Origin of the sequence: Bacillus sp. FJAT-29937 (assembly GCF_001509555.1) — a bacterium.
Classification (GTDB): domain Bacteria; phylum Bacillota; class Bacilli; order Bacillales; family Cytobacillaceae; genus Cytobacillus.
Window position 1 is genome coordinate 18,374 of the sequence record NZ_LMAS01000016.1, and the last position, 24,276, is coordinate 42,649.

Sequence of the window (24,276 nt, forward strand, 5' to 3'; positions counted from 1 at the left end):
TTACTTATTTTTAAAAAGTCTGCACCTTTCCGAAAAGAACAGGCCCCACCTGTTATACGCAAACTAAAAAAACTCGGAAAGGTGCAAGAGCTAGACGAGTCATACACGAAAAGCGGAAGCGCCTCGTCCAGGGTCGACAAGCATAAGACGAGCCGGCGAGAAGGTTGTACTTTAACCTTCTTGTCGGATTGGCTTATGACCTCGAGACCCTAGGCGCTGTAGCTAGACAAAAAAACTTTAAAAAAAGTATGCTCATCGTAACACTCACTTTTTACTTAAATTCCTCGGATGCCACAATTAGGCAAAAGGACATTTTACAAAAAAGGGGCAATGAACAAGTTTCTGAATAAACTGTCTCTCGCCCCTTTTTGTTAAAAAATTATACTAACTCGATGATGACCATTGGTGCACCGTCTCCACGACGAGGTCCAAGCTTCATAATACGAGTATATCCACCTTGGCGCTCTTCAAAGCGAGATGCGATATCGCTGAATAATTTTTGTACAGCATCTTGATTCGTTTCAGCGTTAGCTACCTCGTTACGAACGAATGCAGCAGCTTGACGACGAGCGTGTAAGTCGCCGCGCTTTCCAAGAGTGATTAATTTCTCAACAACTGAACGAAGTTCTTTCGCACGAGCTTCAGTTGTTTCAATACGCTCGTTGATGATTAAGTCTGTTGCTAAGTCACGTAGCATAGCTTTACGTTGAGAGCTAGTACGTCCTAACTTTCTGTATCCCATGAAAGTTTCCCTCCTTTGTTGAAGTGATTCTTTAAGCTTTCGCAGCTAATTGAAAATGCTTCAAAGCGTTGTGCCTATCAGTCATCTTTTCGTAGGCCTAGTCCAAGCTCTTCTAGTTTGTGTTTAACTTCCTCAAGAGACTTTCTGCCTAAGTTACGAACCTTCATCATATCTTCTTCCGTTTTATTAGCTAACTCTTGAACGGTATTGATGCCAGCACGTTTTAAACAGTTATATGAACGAACAGATAAATCTAGTTCCTCGATTGTCATCTCAAGTACTTTTTCTTTTTGATCTTCTTCTTTTTCAACCATAATCTCAGCATTTTGAGCTTCATCAGTTAAACCAACGAAGATATTTAAATGCTCAGTTAAAACCTTTGCACCAAGTGCTACCGCATCCTGAGGACCAGTACTTCCGTCAGTCCAAACGTCAAATGTTAACTTATCGTAGTTAGTCATTTGGCCTACGCGTGTATTTTCTACTTGGAAAGAAACACGTGAAACTGGTGTATAGATTGAATCAATTGGAATGACACCAATCGGCTGATCTTCTCTTTTATTTTGGACAGCAGGTGTATATCCACGTCCGCGCTTAGCAGTTAAACGCATACGCAAATGACCATTTGTTCCTAAAGTCGCGATGTGAAGATCTGGATTTAGAATTTCAACATCACTGTCATGAGTAATATCAGCAGCCTTAACAGCACCTTCACCCTGTACATCAAGCTCAAGCGTCTTCTCTTCATCAGAGTAGATCTTAAGTGCAAGCTTTTTGATGTTCAAAATAATAGATGTTACATCTTCTACGACGCCTTCAATTGTTGAGAACTCATGAAGTACCCCATCAATTTGAATTGATGTAACTGCGGCACCAGGAAGTGAGGATAAAAGGATACGACGTAAGGAGTTACCCAAAGTTGTACCATATCCACGCTCAAGTGGCTCTACAACGAACTTCCCGTACTTGGCATCATCGCTGATCTCAACCGTTTCGATTTTTGGTTTTTCTATTTCGATCATGAAAATACACCCTCCTTCAAAACGTCGAAACCCCGGCTACATTCATAACCGAAATTCCCCATGTATACGTTCCCGTTTTGCGCACAACAACTTGAATAATAGTCTGTATAAAAGCGAGAAACTTTTCCATCATATCCCATTATAGACAAGGATACAAAATTTATACAGAAAAATTATACACGGCGACGTTTTGGCGGACGGCATCCATTATGAGGAACTGGAGTTACGTCTCTAATTGCAGTAACTTCTAAACCAGCAGCTTGAAGTGCACGAATTGCAGCTTCACGGCCTGCACCAGGTCCTTTAACAGTTACTTCTAGAGTTTTCATTCCATGCTCCATAGAAGCCTTCGCTGCAGTTTCTGCTGCCATTTGAGCTGCGAAAGGAGTAGATTTACGAGAACCTTTAAACCCTAATGCGCCAGCGCTTGACCAAGAAAGTGCATTTCCATGAGCGTCAGTAATAGTTACAATTGTGTTATTGAAAGTAGAACGAATGTGTGCAACACCTTGTTCAATATTCTTTTTCACACGGCGTTTGCGTGTATTAGTTTTACGTGCCATTTAAAGTACCTCCTTTACTGATTATTTCTTCTTGTTCGCTACAGTCTTACGAGGACCTTTGCGTGTACGAGCATTGTTCTTAGTATTTTGTCCACGAACAGGTAAACCACGACGGTGACGAAGACCGCGGTAGCAGCCGATTTCCATTAGACGCTTAATGTTAAGTGATACTTCACGGCGAAGGTCACCTTCAACTTTTAATTTATCGATGACTTCACGAATTTTATTTAATTCGTCTTCAGTTAAATCACGAACACGAGTGTCTTCAGAAACACCAGCCTCTGATAAAACTTTCTTAGCTGTTTCTTTACCAATCCCATAGATGTAAGTTAATGAGATTACTACACGTTTTTCACGTGGAATATCTACACCAGCAATACGTGCCATTCTTTGCGCACCTCCTTGTTTTTAGCCTTGTTTTTGTTTATGTTTAGGGTTTTCACAGATAACCATAACTTTTCCACGTCTGCGGATAACTTTACACTTTTCGCAGATTGGTTTGACTGATGGTCTTACTTTCATTATCCTAACCTCCTTAGTAGTACGGAGTGCAGTGGTTATTTAAAACGATAAGTGATTCTTCCGCGTGTTAAGTCATATGGAGAAAGCTCAACTGTTACCTTATCTCCTGGCAGAATTCGAATGAAGTGCATGCGAATTTTCCCAGAAACGTGAGCTAGTACAGTATGACCATTCTCTAATTCTACTTTAAACATGGCATTTGGCAAAGTGTCAACAACAGTACCTTCTATTTCAATTACATCGTCTTTCGCCATCGAACAAGACCCCCTTTTCAAATATATACGAATTCATTATTTCACTTTGCATAAAAGTCAAAGTGTATTCCATCCATTACACAACCGGATTCTTGTAAACTTCCTGAACTTCTGGAGATGCATGATCAATGAAATTACAGTTGCAGTTTGGGTTTATTCTTAAGATGAATCTTAAAAAATATCGGCCGTACAACAACCTTATTATTATACCACATCGATAGCATCAAGTCCGCAAAGAACCAATACGGTTTGACTAAAAGCAGAACAAATTGCATTAACAGCGAGATTACGACCTGACTTAAGCTCTAGTCAAAATCTCATAGCCTGTATCGGTGATCGCAATCGTATGCTCAAAGTGGGCACACATTTTTCCATCAACCGTCACAACTGTCCAATTGTCTTCTAACGTTTTCACATATCGGCTTCCTGCATTCACCATGGGTTCAATACAAAGAACCATTCCTGGTTTTAAACGCGGGCCCTTATCTGGGGGACCATAATGAGGAATTTGCGGATCCTCATGTAAGTCTTGCCCGATTCCATGACCCACATACTCACGTACAATGGAGAAACCAAATGATTCCGCATACGTTTGAATCGCATGTGAGATGTTCGACAGACGCACACCTGGTTTTGCTTCCATAAGGCCCCTGAATAATGATTCCTCAGTCACATCAAGAAGAGCCTGAGTTTCCTTATCAATGATACCTACCGGATACGTCCAAGCTGAATCACCATGATAACCGTTATATTTAGCACCGATATCAACGCTAATTATATCGCCATTTTTTAATACCCGATTACTAGGAATGCCATGAACAAGCTCATTATTAACCGAAACACAAACGCTGCCGCGAAAGCCATTATAACCTTTAAAGGATGGAATTGCATTATGTTTACGAATAAACTTTTCTGCAATATCATCTAGCTCTAACGTTGTAATGCCGGGTGCAATATGTTTTTTCAGTTCTTCATGAGTGAGTGCTACAATTTTTCCAGCCTCGCGCATGATATCAATTTCACGCGGTGTTTTGCAAATGATCATTATTGCAAGCCCTCGAGTAATTGATCTACATCAGAAAATACTTTATCTATTTCCTGCTGCCCATCAATATTGCGCAAATAGCCTTTTGTTTCGTAAAAATCGAGCAGTGGTTTTGTTTGTTTAATATTAACATCTAAGCGATTCTTCACAGTATCCTCGTTATCATCAGCACGCTGATACAGCTCTCCGTCACAGCGATCGCATACTCCCTCTTTTGCAGGAGGATTGAAAACAAGATGATAAGTTGCACCACAATCTTTACAGATGCGGCGGCCAGTAAGGCGATCCATAAGAATGCTATTATCAACATCAATATTAATCACATAATTTATCTGTTTATTTAGCCCTGCAAGGATGTTTTCTAATGCTTCTGCTTGAGCAACAGTTCGAGGAAAGCCGTCGAGCAGGAAGCCCTTTTGACAGTCATCCTTGGATAATCTTTCGCGGACAATGCCAATTGTCACTTCATCAGGAACAAGTTCGCCTTTATCCATGAATGATTTCGCCTGAAGGCCAAGTTCCGTTTCATCCTTGATGGCTGCACGGAACATATCTCCAGTAGAGATATGAGGGATGCCGTATTTAGCGACAATCTTTTCTGCTTGTGTACCTTTTCCGGCACCAGGGAGCCCCATTAATACTAGGTTCATGTGAAATCCCCCTAAATCTGATTGGCTTTTAGGGACCTTCGTGGTTCCCTAAAAACCAAATTATTTAATAAAGCCTTTATAGTGACGTTTAACAAGCTGAGCCTCTAGCTGCTTCATTGTTTCCAGTGCAACACCGACAACGATGAGTAAACTAGTTCCACCAATTTGAGCTGATTCAGGCAATCCAGCAATATTAATGAATAGAACTGGCAAAATCGCAATAGCGGTTAAGAATAAGGCACCTACGAATGTTAAACGATAAAGAACGCGTGTTAAATACTCTTGCGTGTTTTTCCCTGGACGAATACCAGGTATATATCCACCCTGCTTCTTCAAGTTGTCAGAAACCTGTTCTGGGTTTACTTGAATGAATGCGTAGAAATAAGTAAAGGCAATGATCAGTGCACTGTACACGACCATACCAATTGGATGTGAGTAATCAAATACTCGCTGAATCCAGAGTGTTACATCATTTTGCTCGAAGAACGAGGCAACGGTTCTAGGAGTTACGATAAAAGAAACTGCGAAGATAACTGGAATAACACCAGCAGCATTTACTTTTAAAGGTAAGTGTGAGGATTGACCTCCAACAGGGCTTTTGCCTGCTACCATTCTTTTTGCATACTGAATAGGAATTTTCCTTAAAGCCTGCTGAATAAAAATGGTACCTACAATGATAGCAACGACAGCAATTGCAATTAATACGACTGTTACAATGCGAAGGAATAGCTGTTCTCCAGCATTTTCAAATTGCTGAGCGTAGATTTGGTTAATCGTTGATGGAATACCAGCCACGATCCCAGCGAAGATGATGATAGAGATTCCATTTCCAACACCTTTAGAGGTAATTTGCTCACCTAACCACATTAAGAATGCAGTTCCAGCCGTTAATACAGTTGTAATCAGAAGGTAACTTCCAATACCTGGATTTTCAATCAGCTGTCCACCAGCAAGGTTATTAAACCCATAGGACATACCAAAACCTTGGATGAAACCAAGCACAATCGTAAAATAGCGGGTAAACTGAGCTAACTTACGGCGTCCCACTTCTCCTTGCTTTGACCACTCAGTAAACTTAGGAACAACGTCCATTTGTAAAAGCTGAATGATAATGGATGCCGTGATATACGGCATGATACCCATTGCCAGTATGGAGAAATTCATTAGCGCTCCGCCGCCAAATGTATTTAGAAGTCCAAATACATTAAATTGGTCTTGTGACTTCAAAAACTCCGCATTCACGCCTGGTACCGGTATAAATGTACCGATGCGGAATACAACCAGCATTAAAAGGGTGAATATGATCTTTCTTCTTATATCACCCACGCGCATAAAATTGGAGATTGTCTGAAACATTAAATCACCTCAGTTTGACCGCCGGCAGCTTCAATCGCTTCCTTTGCAGCAGAGGAGAATTTATGAGCTTTAACAGTAAGCTTTTTCTCAACTTTGCCTTTTGCAAGAATTTTGATTCCTGCTTTTTCATTGCTTACTACACCTGTTTCGATAAGAAGTTCAGGAGTTACTTCCGTTCCTTCTTCAAAACGATTTAGAGCATCAAGGTTCACTACCGCATATTCTTTGCGGTTGATGTTTGTAAATCCACGCTTCGGTAAACGTTGGAATAAAGGTGTTTGACCACCCTCGAAACCAGGGCGTACACCGCCGCCAGAACGAGCATTTTGACCTTTATGACCTTTACCAGCAGTTTTACCATTACCAGAACCGATTCCACGGCCTTTGCGTTTACGCTCCCCGCGTGAACCTTCTGCAGGCTTTAATTCATGAAGTTTCATGTTGGCACCTCCTTATTTTGTAGAAGAGTGAATATTATATTTCTTTTACCGTAACAAGGTGAGCAACTTTATTGATCATTCCGCGAATAGCCGGATTGTCTTGATGCTCAACTGTTTGGTGCATTTTACGTAAGCCAAGAGCTTTAACTGTTTCGCGTTGGTCCCCTGGGCGGCCAATCACGCTGCGAGTGAGGGTAATTTCTAGTTTATTCGCCATTTGATTTCCCTCCTTATCCTAACAGTTCTTCTACTGATTTACCACGTAATTTAGCTACGTCCTCAGCACGTTTTAATTGTGTTAAACCGTTCAAAGTAGCTCGAACCATATTGATTGGTGTATTCGTTCCTAATGATTTAGATAGAATGTCACCAACACCAGCTAATTCAAGTACCGCACGAACTGGTCCACCAGCGATAACTCCAGTACCTTCATATGCAGGCTTTAGAAGTACTTCCCCTGCACCGAAGTTACCAATAACTTGGTGAGGAATCGTTGTTCCAACCATTGGTACTTCGATTAAGTTTTTCTTAGCATCTTCAATCGCTTTACGGATTGCTTCTGGTACTTCTTGTGCTTTACCAGTACCAAAGCCGACATGACCGTTTTTGTCACCTACTACTACAAGAGCAGAGAAACGAAAACGACGTCCACCTTTAACAACCTTCGCTACACGATTAACCGTAACTACGCGTTCTTCAAGTTCAAGTTTGTTTGGATCAATACGACGCATCTTTTTGTGTCCCTCCTTTGTCTATTAAAATTCTAAACCGTTTTCGCGAGCAGCATCAGCTAATGCTTTAACGCGGCCATGATAGAGGTAACCTCCACGGTCAAATACGACAGCTTTGATTCCTTTTTCAACTGCACGCTTTGCAACTAATTCTCCGACCTTAACTGCTGCATCAACGTTGCCTGTAGATTCTAGACTTACTTCTTTATCTAAAGTAGAAGCACTTGCTAAAGTAACTCCCTTTACATCGTCAACTAATTGAGCATAAATATGCTTATTAGAGCGGAACACGTTTAAACGAGGACGAGCTTCAGTTCCAGAAAGTTTAGCGCGTACACGGCCATGTCTTTTCTTACGAACTGCATTTTTGTCAGCCTTCGTAATCATTTAAGTCACTCCTTTCGTTTACCTATGCGGCATTACTTACCAGTTTTACCTTCTTTACGACGCACATATTCGCCTTCATAGCGGATACCTTTTCCTTTGTAAGGCTCTGGAGGACGAACATCACGAATGTTAGCTGCTAAAGCGCCAACACGTTCTTTGTTGATTCCTTTAACGATAACCTTTGTGTTAGATGGAACATCCACTTCCACGCCAGCTTCAGGTTCAATTTCAACAGGATGAGAGTATCCTACGTTAAGAACAAGTTTATTACCTTGCTTTTGAGCACGGTATCCGACCCCGATTAGCTCAAGACCTTTTTCAAAACCTTTAGATACACCTTCAACCATGTTAGAAAGTAATGCACGAGTAGTACCGTGTAAAGTACGGTGTTCTTTCGATTCAGATGGACGAGAAACAGTTAGTACATTCTCTTCCAGTTGGATCGTCATGTCCGGGCTGAATGAACGAGTAAGTTCACCTTTAGGACCCTTTACTGTAACAGTGTTATTGCTATCGATGTTAATTGTAACTCCCGTAGGAACTTCAATTGGTTTTTTACCTATACGAGACATTTATTGCACCTCCATTCATTAAGAAAGTCTATTACCAAACGTATGCTAAAACTTCTCCGCCAACTTGTTTTGCACGAGCTTCTTTATCAGAAAGAACACCTTGAGAAGTAGAAACTAGTGCAATTCCAAGGCCGTTAAGTACACGTGGAACTTCATCAGCTTTTGCATATACACGAAGTCCAGGTTTGCTAATACGCTTTAGACCAGTGATTACACGTTCGTTATTAGAACCGTATTTTAAGAAAATGCGGATGATCCCTTGTTTGTTGTCTTCAATAAACTCAACATCGCGTACGAAACCTTCACGCTTAAGGATATCAGCGATTTCTTTTTTGATATTAGAAGCAGGAACTTCTAATTTTTCGTGACGTACCATATTCGCATTACGGATGCGAGTTAGCAAATCTGCAATTGGATCTGTCATGACCATTGTTTTTACCTCCTTCCTAAACCTATTGGTTTACCAGCTAGCTTTTTTCACGCCAGGAATTTGACCTTTATATGCTAATTCACGGAAACAGATACGGCAAAGCTTAAATTTACGGTAAACAGAATGTGGACGTCCGCAACGTTCGCAGCGTGTGTATTCTTGTACCTTGTATTTAGGCGTGCGTTTTTGTTTCGCAATCATTGACTTTTTAGCCACGTTTTCGCCTCCCTCTATTTAGCGATTACTTTTGGAACGGCATTCCAAATTGAGTTAAAAGTTCACGAGCTTCTTCATCAGTATTAGCTGTAGTTACGATAACAATATCCATACCACGAACTTTGTTTACTTTATCGTAATCAATCTCAGGGAAGATTAACTGCTCTTTAACACCTAAAGTATAGTTTCCACGTCCGTCAAAAGACTTCTTGGAAATACCGCGGAAGTCACGTACACGTGGAAGTGATACAGAGACTAACTTATCGAAGAACTCATACATACGCTCTCCACGAAGTGTAACTTTAGCACCGATCGGCATACCTTCACGAAGACGGAATCCAGCGATAGAGTTTTTCGCACGAGTTACAACTGGTTTTTGACCAGCTAAAAGTGCTAACTCTTCAACCGCATTGTCTAATGCTTTAGCGTTTTGAACAGCATCACCAACACCCATGTTGATAACGATTTTATCAATCGCAGGTACTTGCATAATTGATTTATAGTTGAACTTGCTCATAAGAGCAGGAGTAATTTCTTTTTTATACTTTTCTTTTAGGCGGCTCATTCATTTTACCTCCCTTCTTCTATAAACTATTTATCTAGAACTTCACCGGATTTTGTTGCTACACGTACTTTTTTGCCATCAACCGTTTTATAGCCTACCCGTGTTGGGTTGCCAGACTTAGGGTCAACAGGCATAACGTTTGATACATGAATTGGAGCCTCTTGGCTAATGATCCCGCCTTGCGGATTCACTTGGGATGGCTTGGAATGTTTTTTCACAATGTTTACTCCTTCAACAAGAACACGGTCTTGTTTAGGGAACGCTGCAAGAATGACACCCGTTTTGCCTTTATCCTTACCAGAGATGACCATAACTTTGTCACCTTTTTTCACATGCATCAGTAAGCACCTCCTTAAAGGCAATTTAGTTTGAATTATAGAACTTCTGGAGCTAAAGAAATAATTTTCATGAAGTTGCTGTCGCGTAGTTCACGAGCAACAGGTCCGAAGATACGAGTTCCACGAGGACCCTTATCGTCACGAATAATTACACATGCGTTTTCATCAAAACGAATGTAAGTACCGTCATTACGGCGTACACCGCTCTTTGTCCGAACAACTACTGCTTTAACAACATCACCTTTTTTAACAACGCCACCTGGTGTTGCTTGTTTCACTGTACAAACGATAATATCACCAATGTTAGCGTACTTGCGGCCAGTGCCACCAAGAACTTTAATTGTAAGTACTTCACGAGCACCAGAGTTGTCAGCAACTTTCAAACGTGATTCCTGTTGAATCATGTGTGTAACCTCCCTTCGGAATTAAACTCTTTTCCGAACAATTAGATAATAACTGCTTTTTCTACTACTTCTACAAGGCGGAAGCGTTTTGTAGCTGAAAGCGGACGAGTTTCCATAATACGGACGATATCGCCAGTTTTCGCTGTGTTTTGCTCATCATGAGCTTTGAATTTTTTAGAGTACTTAACGCGTTTACCGTATAAAGGGTGCTTTTTGTAAGTTTCAACAAGAACAGTAACAGTCTTATCCATCTTGTCTGAAACAACACGCCCAGTGTAAACTTTGCGTTGGTTGCGTTCACTCATTGTGCGAACCTCCTCTCAATTTCACTTTGAAAAACCAATTTCTCTTTGACGAATCACTGTTTTCATACGAGCGATTGCTTTGCGCACTTCACGAATACGAGCAGTATTCTCAAGCTGGCCAGTCGCTAATTGAAAGCGAAGATTGAATAATTCTTCTTTTAATGATTTGACTTTTTGTTCAATTTCGGCAGTGGTAAGGTCACGAATATCATTAGCTTTCATTTGATTCACCACCAATTTCTTCTCGTTTTATAAACTTACACTTAACAGGAAGCTTGTGTGCTGCAAGGCGAAGAGCTTCACGAGCGATTTCTTCTGAAACACCTGCAATTTCGAACATTACTTTCCCAGGCTTAACAACTGCTACCCATCCTTCTGGAGCACCCTTACCGGAACCCATTCGGACTTCTAGAGGCTTTGCAGTGAAAGGCTTATGAGGGAATATTTGAATCCAAACTTTACCGCCACGTTTCATGTAACGGGTCATAGCGATACGAGCTGCTTCAATTTGGCGGTTCGTGATCCATGAAGCTTCAGTAGCTTGTAGACCGAATTCACCGAAATTTACTTCTGTGCCGCCTTTTGATTGACCGCGCATATTCCCACGGTGCACACGACGATATTTTACGCGTTTAGGCAGTAACATATTATTTGCCTCCTTCCTCAGATTTCTTCTTCGTAGGAAGGACCTCTCCACGATAAATCCATACTTTCACACCAAGCTTACCGTAAGTTGTATCAGCTTCAGCTGTAGCATAATCGATATCAGCACGAAGAGTATGAAGTGGAACTGTTCCTTCGCTGTAAGATTCAGAACGAGCGATATCAGCACCGCCTAGGCGTCCAGATACCATTGTTTTGATACCTTTAGCACCAGCGCGCATTGCACGTTGAATAGTTTGCTTTTGAGCACGACGGAAAGATACGCGGTTTTCTAATTGACGAGCAATGTTTTCCGCAACTAATTTCGCATCGATATCAGCTCTTTTGATTTCAAGAATATTGATGTGTACACGTTTGCCAGTAAGTGAGTTAAGAGCTTTACGAAGTGCTTCAACTTCAGTACCACCTTTACCAATAACCATTCCTGGCTTGGCAGTGTGAATAGTGATGTTTATACGATTAGCTGCACGTTCGATTTCAACTTTTGATACAGAAGCATCGTTCAGACGCTTTGTGATGTACTCACGAACTTTAAGGTCTTCGTGTAAAAGATCAGCATAGTCTTTGCCTGCGTACCATTTTGATTCCCAATCACGGATAACACCGATACGCAAACCGACTGGATTTACTTTTTGACCCACTGATTATCCCTCCTTCTTTTCTGATAAAACGATAGTAATATGGCTAGTACGTTTGTTGATTTGGCTTGCACGGCCCATTGCGCGAGGACGGAAACGTTTCAATGTTGGTCCTTCGTCAACGAAAGCTTGAGCAACTACTAAATTGTTAACGTCCATTTCGTAGTTGTGCTCAGCGTTTGCTAATGCAGATTTCAAAACTTTCTCTACGATTGGAGAAGCAGCTTTTGGAGTTAAGTTCAAAATTGCTACTGCTTCACCTACTTGCTTTCCTCGAATTAAATCTACGACTAAACGAGCTTTACGAGGAGCAATACGAACTGTTCTTGCAACAGCTTTAGCTTGCATAAGAATGCCCTCCTCTCATTAACGTCTTGTTTTCTTATCATCATTGCCATGCCCTTTGTAAGCGCGAGTTGGAGCGAATTCTCCAAGCTTGTGGCCTACCATGTCTTCAGTGACATATACAGGAACGTGTTTACGACCATCGTAAACTGCAATTGTGTGTCCGATGAATTGCGGGAAGATCGTAGAACGGCGAGACCAAGTTTTGATAACTTGTTTGCCATCAGTTTCATTTAGCTTTTCGATCTTTGTCATTAAATGATCATCAACAAAAGGTCCTTTTTTTAAGCTGCGACCCATGAGTGAACCTCCCTTCGCGATTGATCTACGGTTCCATATGTGAACCGTAGGACAATCCCGTTATTTTTTACGGCGACGAACAATAAACTTATCCGACTTGTTTGATTTTTTGCGTGTTTTGAAACCAAGTGTTGGTTTGCCCCAAGGAGTCATTGGAGACTTACGTCCGATTGGTGAACGTCCTTCACCACCACCATGTGGGTGATCGTTAGGGTTCATTACAGATCCACGCACTGCTGGGCGCTTACCTAACCAGCGGGAACGTCCTGCTTTACCGATGTTAATAAGCTCGTGTTGCTCGTTTCCAACTTGACCGATTGTTGCACGGCAAGTAGCAAGGATCATACGTACTTCGCCAGAGTTTAGACGAACAAGAACATATTTGCCTTCTTTACCAAGAACTTGAGCAGAAGTACCTGCAGAACGGACTAATTGTCCACCTTTACCAGGTTTTAACTCGATGTTATGGATTACAGTACCCATTGGAATGTTTATTAATGGCAGTGCGTTACCCACTTTAATGTCAGCCTCTGGACCAGACATTACTTCCATACCTACTTCTAGGTTTTTAGGAGCTAGGATGTAGCGCTTTTCACCATCTACATAGTTGATTAGTGCAATTCTTGATGAACGGTTTGGATCATATTCGATCGTAGCAACGCGTCCTGGAATGCCATCTTTGTTACGTTTAAAATCGATAATACGATACTGGCGTTTATGACCGCCGGCTTGATGACGAACAGTTATCTTACCTTGGTTGTTGCGGCCTGCTTTTTTATTTAATGGAGCTAACAGGGATTTTTCGGGTTTATCAGTAGTGATTTCTTCGAAAGTGAAACCTGTCATTCCGCGACGACCATTAGAGGTAGGTTTATACTTTTTAATCGCCATTTCATTTCCCTCCTCTTCAAATAATATTAAACTTCAAAGAATTCGATTTCTTTGCTGTCTGCTGTTAATTTAACAATTGCTTTACGACGCTTGTTAGTGTATCCGCCAAAACGTCCCATACGCTTGAATTTACCTTTGTAGTTCATAACGTTTACTTTCTCAACTTTAACACCGAAGATTGTTTCTACAGCGTCTTTTACTTGAGTTTTGTTAGCTCTAACGTCAACTTCAAAAGTATATTTTTTATCGGCCATTATATCAGAAGAAGCTTCAGTAATTACGGGGCGCTTAATGATATCGCGTGCATCCATTATGCAAGCACCTCCTCTACTTTTTCAACTGCTGCTTTCGTCATGATTAGTTTATCATGATTTAAAACGTCCAAAACGTTGATTCCTGTAGCAGTTACAACAGTTACACCAGGGATGTTACGAGCAGATAATGCTACGTTTTCATCAAGGTCTGCTGTTACAATAAGTGCTTTGGATTCAACAGAAAGTCCTTTTAAAACACCTTTAAAGTCTTTTGTTTTTGGAGTTTCGAAAGCAAGGCTTTCTAATACTAAAATGTTTTCTGCTAACACTTTAGAAGATAATGCTGATTTGATTGCTAAGCGACGAACTTTTTTAGGAAGCTTGTAGCTGTAGCTGCGTGGAACAGGACCAAACACAGTACCACCGCCACGCCATTGTGGTGAACGGATAGAACCTTGACGTGCACGGCCAGTGCCTTTTTGGCGCCATGGCTTGCGACCGCCGCCTGCTACTTCAGAACGAATTTTAGTTTTGTGAGTTCCTTGACGTAAAGAAGCTCTTTGCATAACAACCGCTTCAAATAGAACATGGTTATTAGGCTCAATACCAAAGATCGTATCATTAAGCTCGATTTCACCAACTTGAGATCCGCTTTGGTTAAATAATGCTACTTTCGGCATTCTTGTTTCCTCCTTTCCGACTTATTACTATGCTTTAACCGCACTTTTGATTTTTAGTAAAGCTTTTTTAGATCCAGGTACGTTTCCTTTGATTAGTAATAAGTTGCGTTCAGCGTCAACTTTTACAATTTCAAGGTTTTGTACTGTAACTTGCTCTCCACCCATACGTCCAGGTAGTAATTTACCTTTGAATACACGGTTTGGAGCAACAGGGCCCATTGAACCAACACGACGGTGGTAACGTGAACCGTGAGACATTGGTCCGCGAGATTGTCCGTGGCGTTTGATAGCACCTTGGAAACCTTTACCTTTTGAAATTCCTGTTACATCAACAGTTTCACCTGCTGCGAAAATATCAACTTTGACTTCTTGACCAACTTCATATTCTCCTAAATTTACTCCGCGTAATTCACGAACGAAGCGCTTAGGAGCAGTGTTAGCTTTTGCAACATGGCCCTTTTCAGGTTTGTTAGATAGCTTTTCACGTTTGTCATCAAATCCAATTTGGATTGCTTCGTAGCCGTCAGTTTCAACTGATTTCTTTTGAAGAACAACGTTAGCAGCCGCCTCAACTACTGTTACTGGGATTAAGTCACCGTTCTCAGCGAACACTTGAGTCATACCAATCTTTCTTCCTAAGATTCCTTTGGTCATTTCAGTCACACCTCCTAGATTGTTAAATTAAATTTATTTCATTAAAGTTTAATTTCGATATCTACACCTGATGGTAAATCTAAACGCATTAATGAATCTACCGTTTGTGGTGTTGGGTTAACGATGTCGATTAGACGTTTGTGCGTACGCATTTCGAACTGCTCACGAGAATCTTTATACTTGTGAACCGCACGAAGGATTGTGTAGATCGACTTTTCAGTTGGTAATGGAATTGGACCAGATACAGCCGCACCAGAACGTTTTGCAGTCTCAACAATCTTTTCAGCAGATTGATCAAGGATTCTGTGATCATACGCTTTTAAACGAATACGAATTTTTTGTTTTGCCATTATTTTCCCTCCTTTTCGCCTATTTTAAAATAGACATTCTCCGTGAAAATTTCCCACACACTCGCCATGGCAAAGCGGCCGGGTGTGTCAGCAACCTTTCACTTCATCGCAGTCAAAGACCAACATTGTCTATTATACAGAAAACACAAGTCAATTGCAACATAAATTCCTGCAATTTCTATATGTCTTGCACACTCGTATAATTATAGCGGCATTCATTCTAATTTTCAAGTGTGTCTTCTGTAATCCAATAATTACATATCAAGTTGCTATCCATTTAAAAACATCATTATTTACTTCGACATACATATATATAGAAGAAACAGAAATATTTCCATAGTCTATAAAAAAAAAAAAATAAAAAAACCAGATGGATCGTCATCCACCTGGTTTTAATATGAATTTATTATTCAACGATTGTAGCAACAACGCCAGCGCCTACTGTACGTCCGCCTTCACGAATTGAGAACTTAGTTCCTTCTTCGATAGCGATTGGAGCGATAAGCTCAACGTGCATTTCAATGTTATCTCCAGGCATAACCATTTCTACGCCTTCAGGAAGATTACAAATACCAGTTACGTCAGTTGTACGGAAGTAGAACTGAGGACGGTAGTTAGTGAAGAATGGAGTGTGACGTCCACCTTCTTCTTTAGACAAAACGTAAACTTCAGCTTTGAAAGTAGTGTGTGGCTTGATAGTACCTGGCTTAGCAAGTACTTGTCCACGTTGGATATCTTCACGAGCTACACCACGAAGAAGAGCACCAATGTTATCTCCAGCTTCAGCATAGTCTAGTAATTTACGGAACATTTCAACTCCAGTAACTGTAGTTGATTTTGGCTCTTCTGTGAAACCAGTGATTTCAACAACGTCCCCAACTTTAACTACTCCACGCTCAACACGTCCAGTAGCAACCGTTCCACGACCAGTGATTGAGAATACGTCCTCAACTGGCATCATGAATGGCTTTTCAGTGTCACGAGTTGGGTTTGGAACATACTCATCAACAGCAGCCATAAGCTCGATGATTTTTTCTTCCCAATCTGCTTCGCCTTCAAGAGCTTTAAGAGCAGAACCTTTAACTACAGGAATGTCATCTCCTGGGAAGTCGTATTCAGAAAGAAGGTCACGAACTTCCATTTCTACTAATTCAAGAAGCTCTTCATCGTCAACCATGTCACACTTGTTCATGAATACAACAAGGTAAGGTACACCTACTTGACGAGAAAGAAGAATGTGCTCACGAGTTTGTGGCATTGGGCCATCAGCAGCAGAAACTACTAGGATACCGCCGTCCATTTGAGCAGCACCAGTGATCATGTTTTTAACATAGTCAGCGTGTCCTGGGCAGTCAACGTGTGCATAGTGACGGTTTTCAGTTTCGTACTCAACGTGAGAAGTTGAGATTGTGATTCCACGCTCTTTTTCTTCTGGAGCGTTATCGATTTGGTCGTAACCTTTTGCTTCTCCACCCATTTTCTTTGCAAGAACAGTAGTGATAGCCGCAGTTAGAGTAGTTTTACCATGGTCAACGTGTCCGATTGTACCAATGTTAACATGGGGTTTTGAACGGTCAAATTTAGCTTTAGCCATTAGGGAAATCCTCCTTTAATATATAAAAATTAAGTATTTTTTTGAGCCACGAAAAGGCATATCCCTTTCGCAGCCATGATGCTTACAATAGTAGTTATACTTGATTAAAAAGGTAAAATCAATTACTTTTATTCACCTTTGTGTTTTTTGATGATTTCTTCAGAAATTGATTTTGGTACTTCTTCATAGTGGTCAAATGTCATTGAGAACACACCACGGCCTTGCGTGCTTGAACGTAATGAAGTTGCATAACCAAACATTTCTGAAAGTGGAACCATTGCGCGTACAACTTGAGCGTTGCCACGAGCCTCCATACCTTCAACGCGACCACGGCGTGAAGTAACGTTACCCATAATATCTCCCATGTATTCTTCAGGGATAATGACTTCAACTTTCATTACCGGCTCAAGAATTACAGGGTTACATTTAGATGCTGCATTTTTCAATGCCATTGATGCAGCGATTTTAAATGCCATTTCAGATGAGTCAACATCATGGTATGATCCATCAAATAATTTAGCTTTAATATCAACTAACGGGAATCCAGCAAGAACTCCTCTATCTAATGCATCTTCAAGACCAGCTTGTACAGGAGCGATATATTCACGAGGAACAACCCCACCAACGATTGCATTTTCGAATTCGAAGCCTTTTCCTTCTTCGTTTGGAGAGAATTCGATCCAAACATGACCATACTGTCCACGTCCACCAGATTGACGTGCGAATTTACCTTCAACTGATGCAGAACCACGGAAAGTTTCACGGTAGGCAACTTGTGGTGCACCAACGTTAGCTTCCACTTTAAATTCACGACGCATACGGTCAACAAGGATATCAAGGTGAAGCTCACCCATACCTGCAATGATTACTTCCCCAGTTTCCTGGTCAGTATGTGCACGGAATGTTGGATCTTCTTCTTGAAGCTTTTGAAGAGCTGTTGTCATCTTATCTTGGTCAGCCTTAGTTTTTGGCTCAATAGATAATTGAATAACTGGCTCTGGGAATTCCATAGATTCTAAGATAACAGGAGCTTTCTCATCACAAAGTGTATCCCCTGTTGTCGTGTCTTTCAAACCTACAGCTGCTGCGATATCTCCAGCATGTACGATTGAAATTTCTTCACGAGAGTTAGCATGCATTTGCAGAATACGTCCTACACGCTCACGCTTACCTTTCGTTGAGTTCTTGACATAAGAACCTGAGTTCAATGTACCAGAGTAAACACGGAAGAATGTCAGCTTACCAACGTAAGGGTCAGTCATAACTTTGAAAGCAAGAGCTGAGAACGGCTCACTGTCATCCGCATGACGTTCTGTTGCTTCATCTGTTTCTGGATCCACACCATTAATAGCAGGAATGTCCAGTGGAGATGGAAGGTAATCAACTGCAGCATCAAGAACTTTTTGAACACCTTTGTTTTTGAAAGCAGTTCCGCATAATACTGGATAGAATTCAACACTTAAAGTACCTTTACGAATCGCTGCTTTTAGCTCTTCCTTAGTGATTTCTTCTCCACCAAGATACTTTTCCATTAATTCTTCATCGAATTCAGATACAGCTTCAATTAACTTTTCGCGGTATTCTTCAGCTTGAGCTTGATATTCTTCTGGGATTTCTCCTACTTGAATATCAGTTCCAAGATCGTTGTTGTAGAATGTAGCGTCCATTTCAACTAAGTCAATGATACCTCTGAATGAATCTTCAGCACCAATTGGTAGTTGGATTGCAGCCGCATTCGCTTGTAAACGGTCATGAAGGGTGCTAATAGAATATAAGAAATCCGCACCTAGCTTATCCATTTTGTTTACGAAAACAATACGTGGTACGCCGTAAGTTGTAGCTTGGCGCCATACTGTTTCAGTTTGTGGTTCTACCCCAGATTGAGCATCAAGCACTGTTACAGCACCATCAAGCACACGAAGTGAACGTTCAACTTCTACTGTGAAGTCTACGTGTCCAGGTGTATCGATGATGTTTACGCGGTGACCTTTCCATTGTGCAGTTGTTGCTGCAGATGTAATCGTGATTCCGCGCTCCTGCTCTTGCTCCATCCAGTCCATCTGAGCTCCACCTTCGTGTGTTTCACCGATTTTGTGGATTTTTCCTGTGTAGTAAAGAATACGCTCAGTTGTTGTTGTTTTACCGGCATCGATGTGAGCCATGATCCCGATATTACGAGTATTTTCTAAGGAGAACTCTCTTGCCATTGGGTCTTTCTCCTTCCTAGTATGAGTAATAGTTTGTATTGGGTATAAATCCTACCAACGATAGTGAGCAAATGCTTTGTTAGCTTCTGCCATTTTGTGAGTGTCTTCACGTTTCTTAACAGATGCACCAGTATTGTTAGCAGCATCTAGAATTTCGTTAGCTAAACGCTCTTCCATCGTCTTTTCTCCACGTAGACGAGAGTAGTTTACTAACCAACGAAGACCAAGAGTTGTACGACGATCTGGACGCACCTCTACTGGTACTTGGTAGTTAGATCCGCCGACACGGCGTGCTTTTACTTCAAGTACAGGCATGATGTTTTTAAGCGCTTGATCGAAAACTTCCATTGGTTCTTTTCCAGAGCGCTCGCTAATAATATTAAATGCTGAGTAAAGAATTGCTTGTGATTTACCTCTCTTACCGTCAACCATCATTTTGTTGATAAGTTTGCTAACAAGCTTTGAGTTGTAAATCGGATCCGGTAATACGTCTCTTTTTGCTATAGGACCTTTACGTGGCATATTAGTTCCTCCTTTCAGAAATTCTCTTCTTTATTTTAGTGAAATTATTTTTTCGGTGCTTTTGGTCTCTTCTGACCGTACTTAGAACGGCTTTGCATACGGTTAGCAACACCAGCTGTATCTAATGCTCCACGAACGATATGGTAACGTACCCCCGGTAAGTCCTTTACACGTCCGCCACGGATTAGAACAACGCTGTGTTCTTGAAGGTTATGACCGATACCAGGAATGTAAGCATTAACCTCGATTCCGTTAGATAAACGTACACGAGCATATTTACGTAATGCTGAGTTTGGTTTTTTCGGAGTCATTGTACCAACACGAGTACATACACCGCGTTTTTGTGGTGAAGAAACATTTGTTTGTGATTTTTTGAAGCTGTTATAGCCTTTGTTTAGCGCAGGTGATTTTGACTTATCCTCTTTTGTTTGACGAGGCTTGCGCACTAATTGGTTAATTGTAGGCATTGAATTGTCCTCCCTTCATTATTTTGTTTAAGCCCACACATCCAGGTGGTTCATTTTGTTGCAAAAAACAAAGTCTTTGCAGAATCACTCTACAAAAACAGTTTTTAATTGATAATCGCAACAGCTGCTGCACCAACATCAATTCCACATGCTTTTCCAAGCTTTTTCATGGAATCTACATAGTGAACCGGAACATTTACTTCAGATGCTTTACTTGCCACATTTGCAATCACTTTCGCGTCTGCATCTTTGGCAATAATAATCTCTTTAGTTGTTCCTGTCTGAAGTGCTTTTACAGTTTGCCTAGTTCCTATTATTACTTCTTTTGCCTGCAATACTTTTTCATAAGACATAAGTGACATCCTCCAAAGTATCCAGTTAATAGGAGCACCTTTGCTATATTACCATCTTCATTTTTCGATGTCAACAAACAATCTTATATTTTTTAAAAAAACATGATGATAATACGTTTAAAAAACGGTACTGGCCAAGCGAATTAGCCAGCACCGATCATTTTTTATTTTATTCTACAGGAACTGCATCCTCAGCTGCCTCTTCCTTCGTGTAAGGCTCAGCTCTGCGATAACGCTGCATTCCAGTTCCAGCTGGGACTAACTTACCAATGATAACATTTTCCTTTAATCCCAGTAGTTCATCACGTTTTCCTTTAATCGCCGCATCTGTAAGAACTCTAGTTGTTTCTTGGAATGATGCTGCAGATAGGAATGAATCTGTTTCAAGTGATGCTTTTGTGATACCCAGTAAAACTGGACGTCCTGTTGCAGGAAGCTTACCAGCAAGAAGAGCTTTCTCATTAGCATCTGTAAACTGATGAATGTCAAGAAGCGTCCCTGGCAGTACATCTGTTTCAGCTGCATCAATGACACGTACCTTACGAAGCATCTGGCGAACCATTACTTCGATGTGCTTGTCACCAATTTCAACCCCTTGCATACGATAAACCTTCTGTACTTCGCGTAATAAGTATTCTTGAACAGCGGTAACGTCCTTCACTCTGATTAATTCCTTCGGATCAATCGAACCTTCCGTTAATTCCTGACCGCGCTCTACTTGGTCATTCACCGCTACTTTAAGTCGTGCTGTGTATGGCGCTGAGTATGTGCGGGATTCCACTTCACCTTGGACAACAATCTCATGCTGACGGTCTCTGCCTTCATTAATGCCTATTACAATTCCTTCAATTTCGGAAATAACAGCTACCCCTTTAGGATTACGCGCTTCAAACAATTCTTGGATACGCGGCAAACCTTGTGTAATATCGTCTCCCGCAACCCCGCCTGTATGGAATGTACGCATCGTTAACTGTGTTCCAGGCTCACCGATAGATTGAGCAGCGATAATACCTACTGCCTCTCCCACTTCAACCTCTTGACCAGTTGCTAGATTGCGGCCATAACATTTCTTACATACGCCGTGGCGCGTGTTGCAAGTAAATGCTGAACGAATCCATACTGTTTCAACATTTGCTGCTGTAACCTCTTGTGCAAGGTCCTCCGTGATTAAGCCATTTTCAGGTACAATCACTTCTTTTGTTTCCGGATGTTTAATCGCTTTTCTTGCATGACGGCCAACTAGACGTTCCTCAAGGGTTTCAATGACTTCAGTTCCATCCTTAAGGGCGCTAATGAACAAGCCTCTATCAGTACCGCAATCATCTTCACGTACAATGACATCCTGTGCAACATCTACTAGACGTCGTGTTAAGTAACCAGAATCCGCAGTTTTCAGGGCTGTATCGGCAAGACCTTTACGAGCACCGTGAGTGGAAATAAAGTATTCCAATACTGTTAAACCTTCACGGAAACTTGATCTAATAGGTAACTCGATAATTCTACCAGCCGGGTTCGCCATCAGTCCGCGCATACCTGCTAACTGAGTAAAGTTAGATGCGTTACCACGGGCTCCTGAATCACTCATCATAAAGATCGGGTTTGATTTATCTAGTGATCTCATCAATTTCTCTTGAATAGTGTCTTTCGCAGCACTCCAAATGGAGATAACACGGTCATAACGCTCATCCTCAGTAATTAGACCACGTCTAAACTGCTTCATGACATTATCAACCTTCGCTTGCGCTTCTTGAATAATCAATTCCTTCTCACTAAGTACCACAATGTCTGATACACCAACTGTAATCCCAGCTTTTGTAGAGTACTTAAATCCAAGGTCTTTCATACGGTCAAGCATTTTTGATGTTTCAGTGATTTTATACTGTTTGAAAACTTCAGCAATAATATTACCAAGAATCTTCTTCTTAAATGGATCCACAAGCGGCATTTCTCGAATAACTGAAGGTATTTCTTGCCCTTTTTCTACAAAATATTTAGCAGGAGTTTCTTCCTCTAAATTATATCTTGTAGGTTCGTTTATATAAGGGAATGACGCTGGTAAAATCTCATTAAAAATAAGTTTCCCTACAGTTGTAATAAGGAGCTTCTGATTTTGCTCCGGTGTAAATGTTGGGTTTTTCAAGGAACCAGCATGAACTGCCACACGTGTATGTAAATGGACATATCCATTTTGATACGCAAGCAACGCTTCACTAATATCCTTGAAAATCATACCTTCTCCGACAGCACCATCTCTTTCTAGAGTCAGGTAGTAGTTTCCTAACACCATATCCTGAGAAGGAGTAACAACCGGTTTTCCGTCTTTCGGATTCAGAATGTTTTGGGCTGCAAGCATTAATAGACGTGCTTCAGCTTGTGCTTCTGACGAAAGCGGAACGTGAACCGCCATTTGGTCACCATCGAAGTCAGCATTATAGGCTGTACATACGAGCGGATGAAGACGAATAGCACGACCTTCAACTAATGTTGGTTCAAACGCTTGAATTCCTAATCTATGAAGAGTAGGGGCACGGTTCAAGAGAACTGGGTGTTCCTTGATAACACTTTCTAACACATCCCAAACCTCTGGCTGAACACGTTCTATTTTGCGTTTGGCTGATTTAATATTATGAGATAAGCCCTTCTCGACTAACTCTTTCATAACGAACGGCTTAAATAGCTCTAATGCCATTTCTTTCGGTAGTCCGCACTGATACATCTTTAAGTTAGGTCCAACAATGATTACCGAACGGCCAGAGTAGTCAACACGTTTCCCTAATAGGTTTTGACGGAAGCGTCCTTGCTTACCTTTTAACATGTGAGATAGTGATTTTAACGGACGGTTACCAGGCCCGGTAACAGGTCTGCCGCGACGGCCATTATCAATTAAAGCATCTACGGCTTCTTGGAGCATACGCTTTTCGTTTTGAACGATAATACTAGGCGCGCCAAGATCCAATAAACGTTTTAGACGATTATTTCTATTAATCACACGACGGTATAAATCATTTAGGTCAGATGTAGCGAAACGGCCGCCATCAAGCTGAACCATTGGACGAAGCTCCGGCGGGATAACAGGAAGCACATCAAGGATCATCCAAGATGGCTCATTGCCTGAACCACGGAAAGCTTCCAATACTTCCAAACGCTTAATCGCACGAGTTCTTCGTTGTCCTTGTGCGGTTCTAAGCTCATCTTTTAAAATATCTACTTCTTTATTTAAATCAATATCTGAAAGTAGTTTTTTAATGGATTCAGCACCCATAGAAGCTTGAAACTTATTTCCGTATTTTTCACGATATGCCCGGTATTCCTTTTCTGAAAGCAGCTGCTTTCTTTCAAGGGCTGTGTCACCAGCATCCGTTACTACATAAGAAGCAAAATAAATGACTTCTTCAAGCGCTCGTGGAGACATATCTAGAACAAGTCCCATTCTGCTTGGGATTCCTTTGAAATACCAGATGTGGGAAACAGGAGCAGCAAGCTCGATATGCCCCATTCTTTCACGGCGAACCTTTGCACGCGTTACCTCAACGCCGCATCGGTCACAAACTACACCTTTATAGCGTACACGTTTGTATTTTCCGCAATGACATTCCCAGTCCTTTGTTGGTCCGAAAATTCGTTCACAGAATAAGCCGTCTTTTTCAGGTTTTAACGTACGATAGTTAATCGTTTCAGGCTTTTTCACCTCACCGTGTGACCATGAACGAATCTTATCTGGTGAAGCAAGACCGATTTTCATATACTCAAAATTGTTAACATCTATCAAGGGGCCTACCTCCCTTTTTATCTCCGGGCTATGCCCATTTTGCCCAT

General features: G+C 41.2%; 36 protein-coding genes. All 36 read right to left on the bottom strand.

Annotated elements, in window-relative coordinates:
* Positions 1 to 379: 379 nt before the first annotated feature.
* Positions 380 to 742: a 50S ribosomal protein L17 gene (gene rplQ / locus AR328_RS20870; protein ID WP_066301459.1), complete on the bottom strand. Its 363-nt coding sequence runs from the start codon at positions 740 to 742 to the stop codon at positions 380 to 382.
* A gap of 77 nt (positions 743 to 819) precedes the next feature.
* Positions 820 to 1,764, bottom strand: a complete 945-nt coding sequence (locus AR328_RS20875) for a DNA-directed RNA polymerase subunit alpha (protein WP_066301462.1) — start codon at positions 1,762 to 1,764, stop codon at positions 820 to 822.
* Positions 1,765 to 1,937: 173 nt separating this feature from the next.
* Complete coding sequence (gene rpsK, locus AR328_RS20880; protein WP_057776559.1) at positions 1,938 to 2,327, bottom strand: 30S ribosomal protein S11; 390 nt, start codon at positions 2,325 to 2,327, stop codon at positions 1,938 to 1,940.
* Between the two features lie 21 nt (positions 2,328 to 2,348).
* The gene (gene rpsM, locus AR328_RS20885) at positions 2,349 to 2,714 is read right to left on the bottom strand and encodes a 30S ribosomal protein S13 (protein WP_066301463.1); all 366 of its coding nucleotides are present in this window, start codon (positions 2,712 to 2,714) and stop codon (positions 2,349 to 2,351) included.
* A gap of 21 nt (positions 2,715 to 2,735) precedes the next feature.
* Positions 2,736 to 2,849, bottom strand: coding sequence for a 50S ribosomal protein L36 (gene rpmJ, locus AR328_RS20890; RefSeq protein WP_000868344.1), 114 nt, complete (start codon positions 2,847 to 2,849; stop codon positions 2,736 to 2,738).
* Positions 2,850 to 2,884: 35 nt separating this feature from the next.
* On the bottom strand, positions 2,885 to 3,103 hold the full coding sequence (gene infA / locus AR328_RS20895) for a translation initiation factor IF-1 (protein WP_009336604.1): 219 nt from the start codon (positions 3,101 to 3,103) through the stop codon (positions 2,885 to 2,887).
* 298 nt (positions 3,104 to 3,401) lie between these two features.
* Positions 3,402 to 4,148 (bottom strand): type I methionyl aminopeptidase, encoded by a 747-nt coding sequence (map, locus tag AR328_RS20900; protein WP_066301466.1) that lies wholly within the window; start codon positions 4,146 to 4,148, stop codon positions 3,402 to 3,404.
* The gene (locus tag AR328_RS20905; RefSeq protein ID WP_066301471.1) at positions 4,148 to 4,798 is read right to left on the bottom strand and encodes an adenylate kinase; all 651 of its coding nucleotides are present in this window, start codon (positions 4,796 to 4,798) and stop codon (positions 4,148 to 4,150) included. Before AR328_RS20905 ends, map begins: the two co-directional genes overlap by 1 nt.
* A 60-nt stretch (positions 4,799 to 4,858) precedes the next feature.
* Complete coding sequence (secY, locus tag AR328_RS20910; RefSeq protein WP_066301474.1) at positions 4,859 to 6,154, bottom strand: preprotein translocase subunit SecY; 1,296 nt, start codon at positions 6,152 to 6,154, stop codon at positions 4,859 to 4,861.
* Positions 6,154 to 6,594 carry a 50S ribosomal protein L15 gene (rplO, locus tag AR328_RS20915; protein ID WP_066301477.1) on the bottom strand — a complete coding sequence of 147 codons (441 nt, stop codon included), beginning with the start codon at positions 6,592 to 6,594 and terminating at the stop codon, positions 6,154 to 6,156. Before rplO ends, secY begins: the two co-directional genes overlap by 1 nt.
* A gap of 34 nt (positions 6,595 to 6,628) precedes the next feature.
* Positions 6,629 to 6,811 (bottom strand): 50S ribosomal protein L30, encoded by a 183-nt coding sequence (gene rpmD, locus AR328_RS20920; RefSeq protein ID WP_066301482.1) that lies wholly within the window; start codon positions 6,809 to 6,811, stop codon positions 6,629 to 6,631.
* A gap of 13 nt (positions 6,812 to 6,824) precedes the next feature.
* Positions 6,825 to 7,325, bottom strand: coding sequence for a 30S ribosomal protein S5 (rpsE, locus tag AR328_RS20925; RefSeq protein ID WP_057776552.1), 501 nt, complete (start codon positions 7,323 to 7,325; stop codon positions 6,825 to 6,827).
* Positions 7,326 to 7,349: 24 nt separating this feature from the next.
* Entirely contained in the window at positions 7,350 to 7,712 is a 363-nt protein-coding gene (gene rplR, locus AR328_RS20930; protein WP_066301484.1) for a 50S ribosomal protein L18, read from the bottom strand.
* Positions 7,713 to 7,744: 32 nt separating this feature from the next.
* On the bottom strand, positions 7,745 to 8,284 hold the full coding sequence (gene rplF / locus AR328_RS20935) for a 50S ribosomal protein L6 (RefSeq protein WP_066301487.1): 540 nt from the start codon (positions 8,282 to 8,284) through the stop codon (positions 7,745 to 7,747).
* Between the two features lie 31 nt (positions 8,285 to 8,315).
* Positions 8,316 to 8,714 carry a 30S ribosomal protein S8 gene (rpsH, locus tag AR328_RS20940; RefSeq protein ID WP_066301490.1) on the bottom strand — a complete coding sequence of 133 codons (399 nt, stop codon included), beginning with the start codon at positions 8,712 to 8,714 and terminating at the stop codon, positions 8,316 to 8,318.
* A gap of 30 nt (positions 8,715 to 8,744) precedes the next feature.
* A complete protein-coding gene (gene rpsN / locus AR328_RS20945; RefSeq protein WP_009499044.1) occupies positions 8,745 to 8,930 on the bottom strand; it encodes a 30S ribosomal protein S14 in 186 nt (61 codons plus the stop codon).
* A 25-nt stretch (positions 8,931 to 8,955) separates the two neighbouring features.
* Entirely contained in the window at positions 8,956 to 9,495 is a 540-nt protein-coding gene (rplE, locus tag AR328_RS20950; RefSeq protein WP_066301493.1) for a 50S ribosomal protein L5, read from the bottom strand.
* 26 nt (positions 9,496 to 9,521) lie between these two features.
* Positions 9,522 to 9,833, bottom strand: a complete 312-nt coding sequence (gene rplX, locus AR328_RS20955) for a 50S ribosomal protein L24 (RefSeq protein ID WP_066301496.1) — start codon at positions 9,831 to 9,833, stop codon at positions 9,522 to 9,524.
* A gap of 35 nt (positions 9,834 to 9,868) precedes the next feature.
* The gene (gene rplN, locus AR328_RS20960) at positions 9,869 to 10,237 is read right to left on the bottom strand and encodes a 50S ribosomal protein L14 (RefSeq protein ID WP_066301501.1); all 369 of its coding nucleotides are present in this window, start codon (positions 10,235 to 10,237) and stop codon (positions 9,869 to 9,871) included.
* A 41-nt stretch (positions 10,238 to 10,278) separates the two neighbouring features.
* Positions 10,279 to 10,542: a 30S ribosomal protein S17 gene (gene rpsQ / locus AR328_RS20965; protein WP_066301504.1), complete on the bottom strand. Its 264-nt coding sequence runs from the start codon at positions 10,540 to 10,542 to the stop codon at positions 10,279 to 10,281.
* 21 nt (positions 10,543 to 10,563) lie between these two features.
* Positions 10,564 to 10,764: a 50S ribosomal protein L29 gene (gene rpmC, locus AR328_RS20970; RefSeq protein WP_066301506.1), complete on the bottom strand. Its 201-nt coding sequence runs from the start codon at positions 10,762 to 10,764 to the stop codon at positions 10,564 to 10,566.
* Complete coding sequence (rplP, locus tag AR328_RS20975) at positions 10,754 to 11,188, bottom strand: 50S ribosomal protein L16 (protein WP_066301509.1); 435 nt, start codon at positions 11,186 to 11,188, stop codon at positions 10,754 to 10,756. The genes rpmC and rplP overlap by 11 nt, the downstream gene beginning before the upstream one ends.
* A 1-nt stretch (position 11,189) precedes the next feature.
* The gene (rpsC, locus tag AR328_RS20980; protein ID WP_066301514.1) at positions 11,190 to 11,846 is read right to left on the bottom strand and encodes a 30S ribosomal protein S3; all 657 of its coding nucleotides are present in this window, start codon (positions 11,844 to 11,846) and stop codon (positions 11,190 to 11,192) included.
* Positions 11,847 to 11,849: 3 nt separating this feature from the next.
* Positions 11,850 to 12,191: a 50S ribosomal protein L22 gene (gene rplV, locus AR328_RS20985; RefSeq protein WP_009336582.1), complete on the bottom strand. Its 342-nt coding sequence runs from the start codon at positions 12,189 to 12,191 to the stop codon at positions 11,850 to 11,852.
* Between the two features lie 18 nt (positions 12,192 to 12,209).
* Positions 12,210 to 12,488, bottom strand: a complete 279-nt coding sequence (gene rpsS / locus AR328_RS20990) for a 30S ribosomal protein S19 (RefSeq protein ID WP_066301517.1) — start codon at positions 12,486 to 12,488, stop codon at positions 12,210 to 12,212.
* Positions 12,489 to 12,548: 60 nt separating this feature from the next.
* Positions 12,549 to 13,379: a 50S ribosomal protein L2 gene (gene rplB, locus AR328_RS20995; RefSeq protein WP_066301520.1), complete on the bottom strand. Its 831-nt coding sequence runs from the start codon at positions 13,377 to 13,379 to the stop codon at positions 12,549 to 12,551.
* A gap of 26 nt (positions 13,380 to 13,405) precedes the next feature.
* A complete protein-coding gene (gene rplW / locus AR328_RS21000; protein WP_197414506.1) occupies positions 13,406 to 13,693 on the bottom strand; it encodes a 50S ribosomal protein L23 in 288 nt (95 codons plus the stop codon).
* Positions 13,690 to 14,313 (bottom strand): 50S ribosomal protein L4, encoded by a 624-nt coding sequence (rplD, locus tag AR328_RS21005; RefSeq protein ID WP_066301529.1) that lies wholly within the window; start codon positions 14,311 to 14,313, stop codon positions 13,690 to 13,692. The genes rplW and rplD overlap by 4 nt, the downstream gene beginning before the upstream one ends.
* A 27-nt stretch (positions 14,314 to 14,340) precedes the next feature.
* A complete protein-coding gene (rplC, locus tag AR328_RS21010) occupies positions 14,341 to 14,967 on the bottom strand; it encodes a 50S ribosomal protein L3 (protein ID WP_066301534.1) in 627 nt (208 codons plus the stop codon).
* A gap of 41 nt (positions 14,968 to 15,008) precedes the next feature.
* Complete coding sequence (gene rpsJ, locus AR328_RS21015) at positions 15,009 to 15,317, bottom strand: 30S ribosomal protein S10 (protein ID WP_009336571.1); 309 nt, start codon at positions 15,315 to 15,317, stop codon at positions 15,009 to 15,011.
* A 406-nt stretch (positions 15,318 to 15,723) separates the two neighbouring features.
* Positions 15,724 to 16,911 (bottom strand): elongation factor Tu, encoded by a 1,188-nt coding sequence (gene tuf / locus AR328_RS21020; RefSeq protein WP_066301536.1) that lies wholly within the window; start codon positions 16,909 to 16,911, stop codon positions 15,724 to 15,726.
* A 128-nt stretch (positions 16,912 to 17,039) separates the two neighbouring features.
* The gene (fusA, locus tag AR328_RS21025) at positions 17,040 to 19,118 is read right to left on the bottom strand and encodes an elongation factor G (protein ID WP_066301541.1); all 2,079 of its coding nucleotides are present in this window, start codon (positions 19,116 to 19,118) and stop codon (positions 17,040 to 17,042) included.
* A gap of 51 nt (positions 19,119 to 19,169) precedes the next feature.
* Entirely contained in the window at positions 19,170 to 19,640 is a 471-nt protein-coding gene (gene rpsG, locus AR328_RS21030; protein ID WP_066301544.1) for a 30S ribosomal protein S7, read from the bottom strand.
* 44 nt (positions 19,641 to 19,684) lie between these two features.
* Positions 19,685 to 20,107: a 30S ribosomal protein S12 gene (gene rpsL / locus AR328_RS21035; protein WP_066301546.1), complete on the bottom strand. Its 423-nt coding sequence runs from the start codon at positions 20,105 to 20,107 to the stop codon at positions 19,685 to 19,687.
* Positions 20,108 to 20,211: 104 nt separating this feature from the next.
* The gene (locus AR328_RS21040; protein WP_066301556.1) at positions 20,212 to 20,460 is read right to left on the bottom strand and encodes a 50S ribosomal protein L7ae-like protein; all 249 of its coding nucleotides are present in this window, start codon (positions 20,458 to 20,460) and stop codon (positions 20,212 to 20,214) included.
* Between the two features lie 169 nt (positions 20,461 to 20,629).
* On the bottom strand, positions 20,630 to 24,229 hold the full coding sequence (gene rpoC / locus AR328_RS21045) for a DNA-directed RNA polymerase subunit beta' (RefSeq protein ID WP_066301564.1): 3,600 nt from the start codon (positions 24,227 to 24,229) through the stop codon (positions 20,630 to 20,632).
* Positions 24,230 to 24,276: the final 47 nt, after the last annotated feature.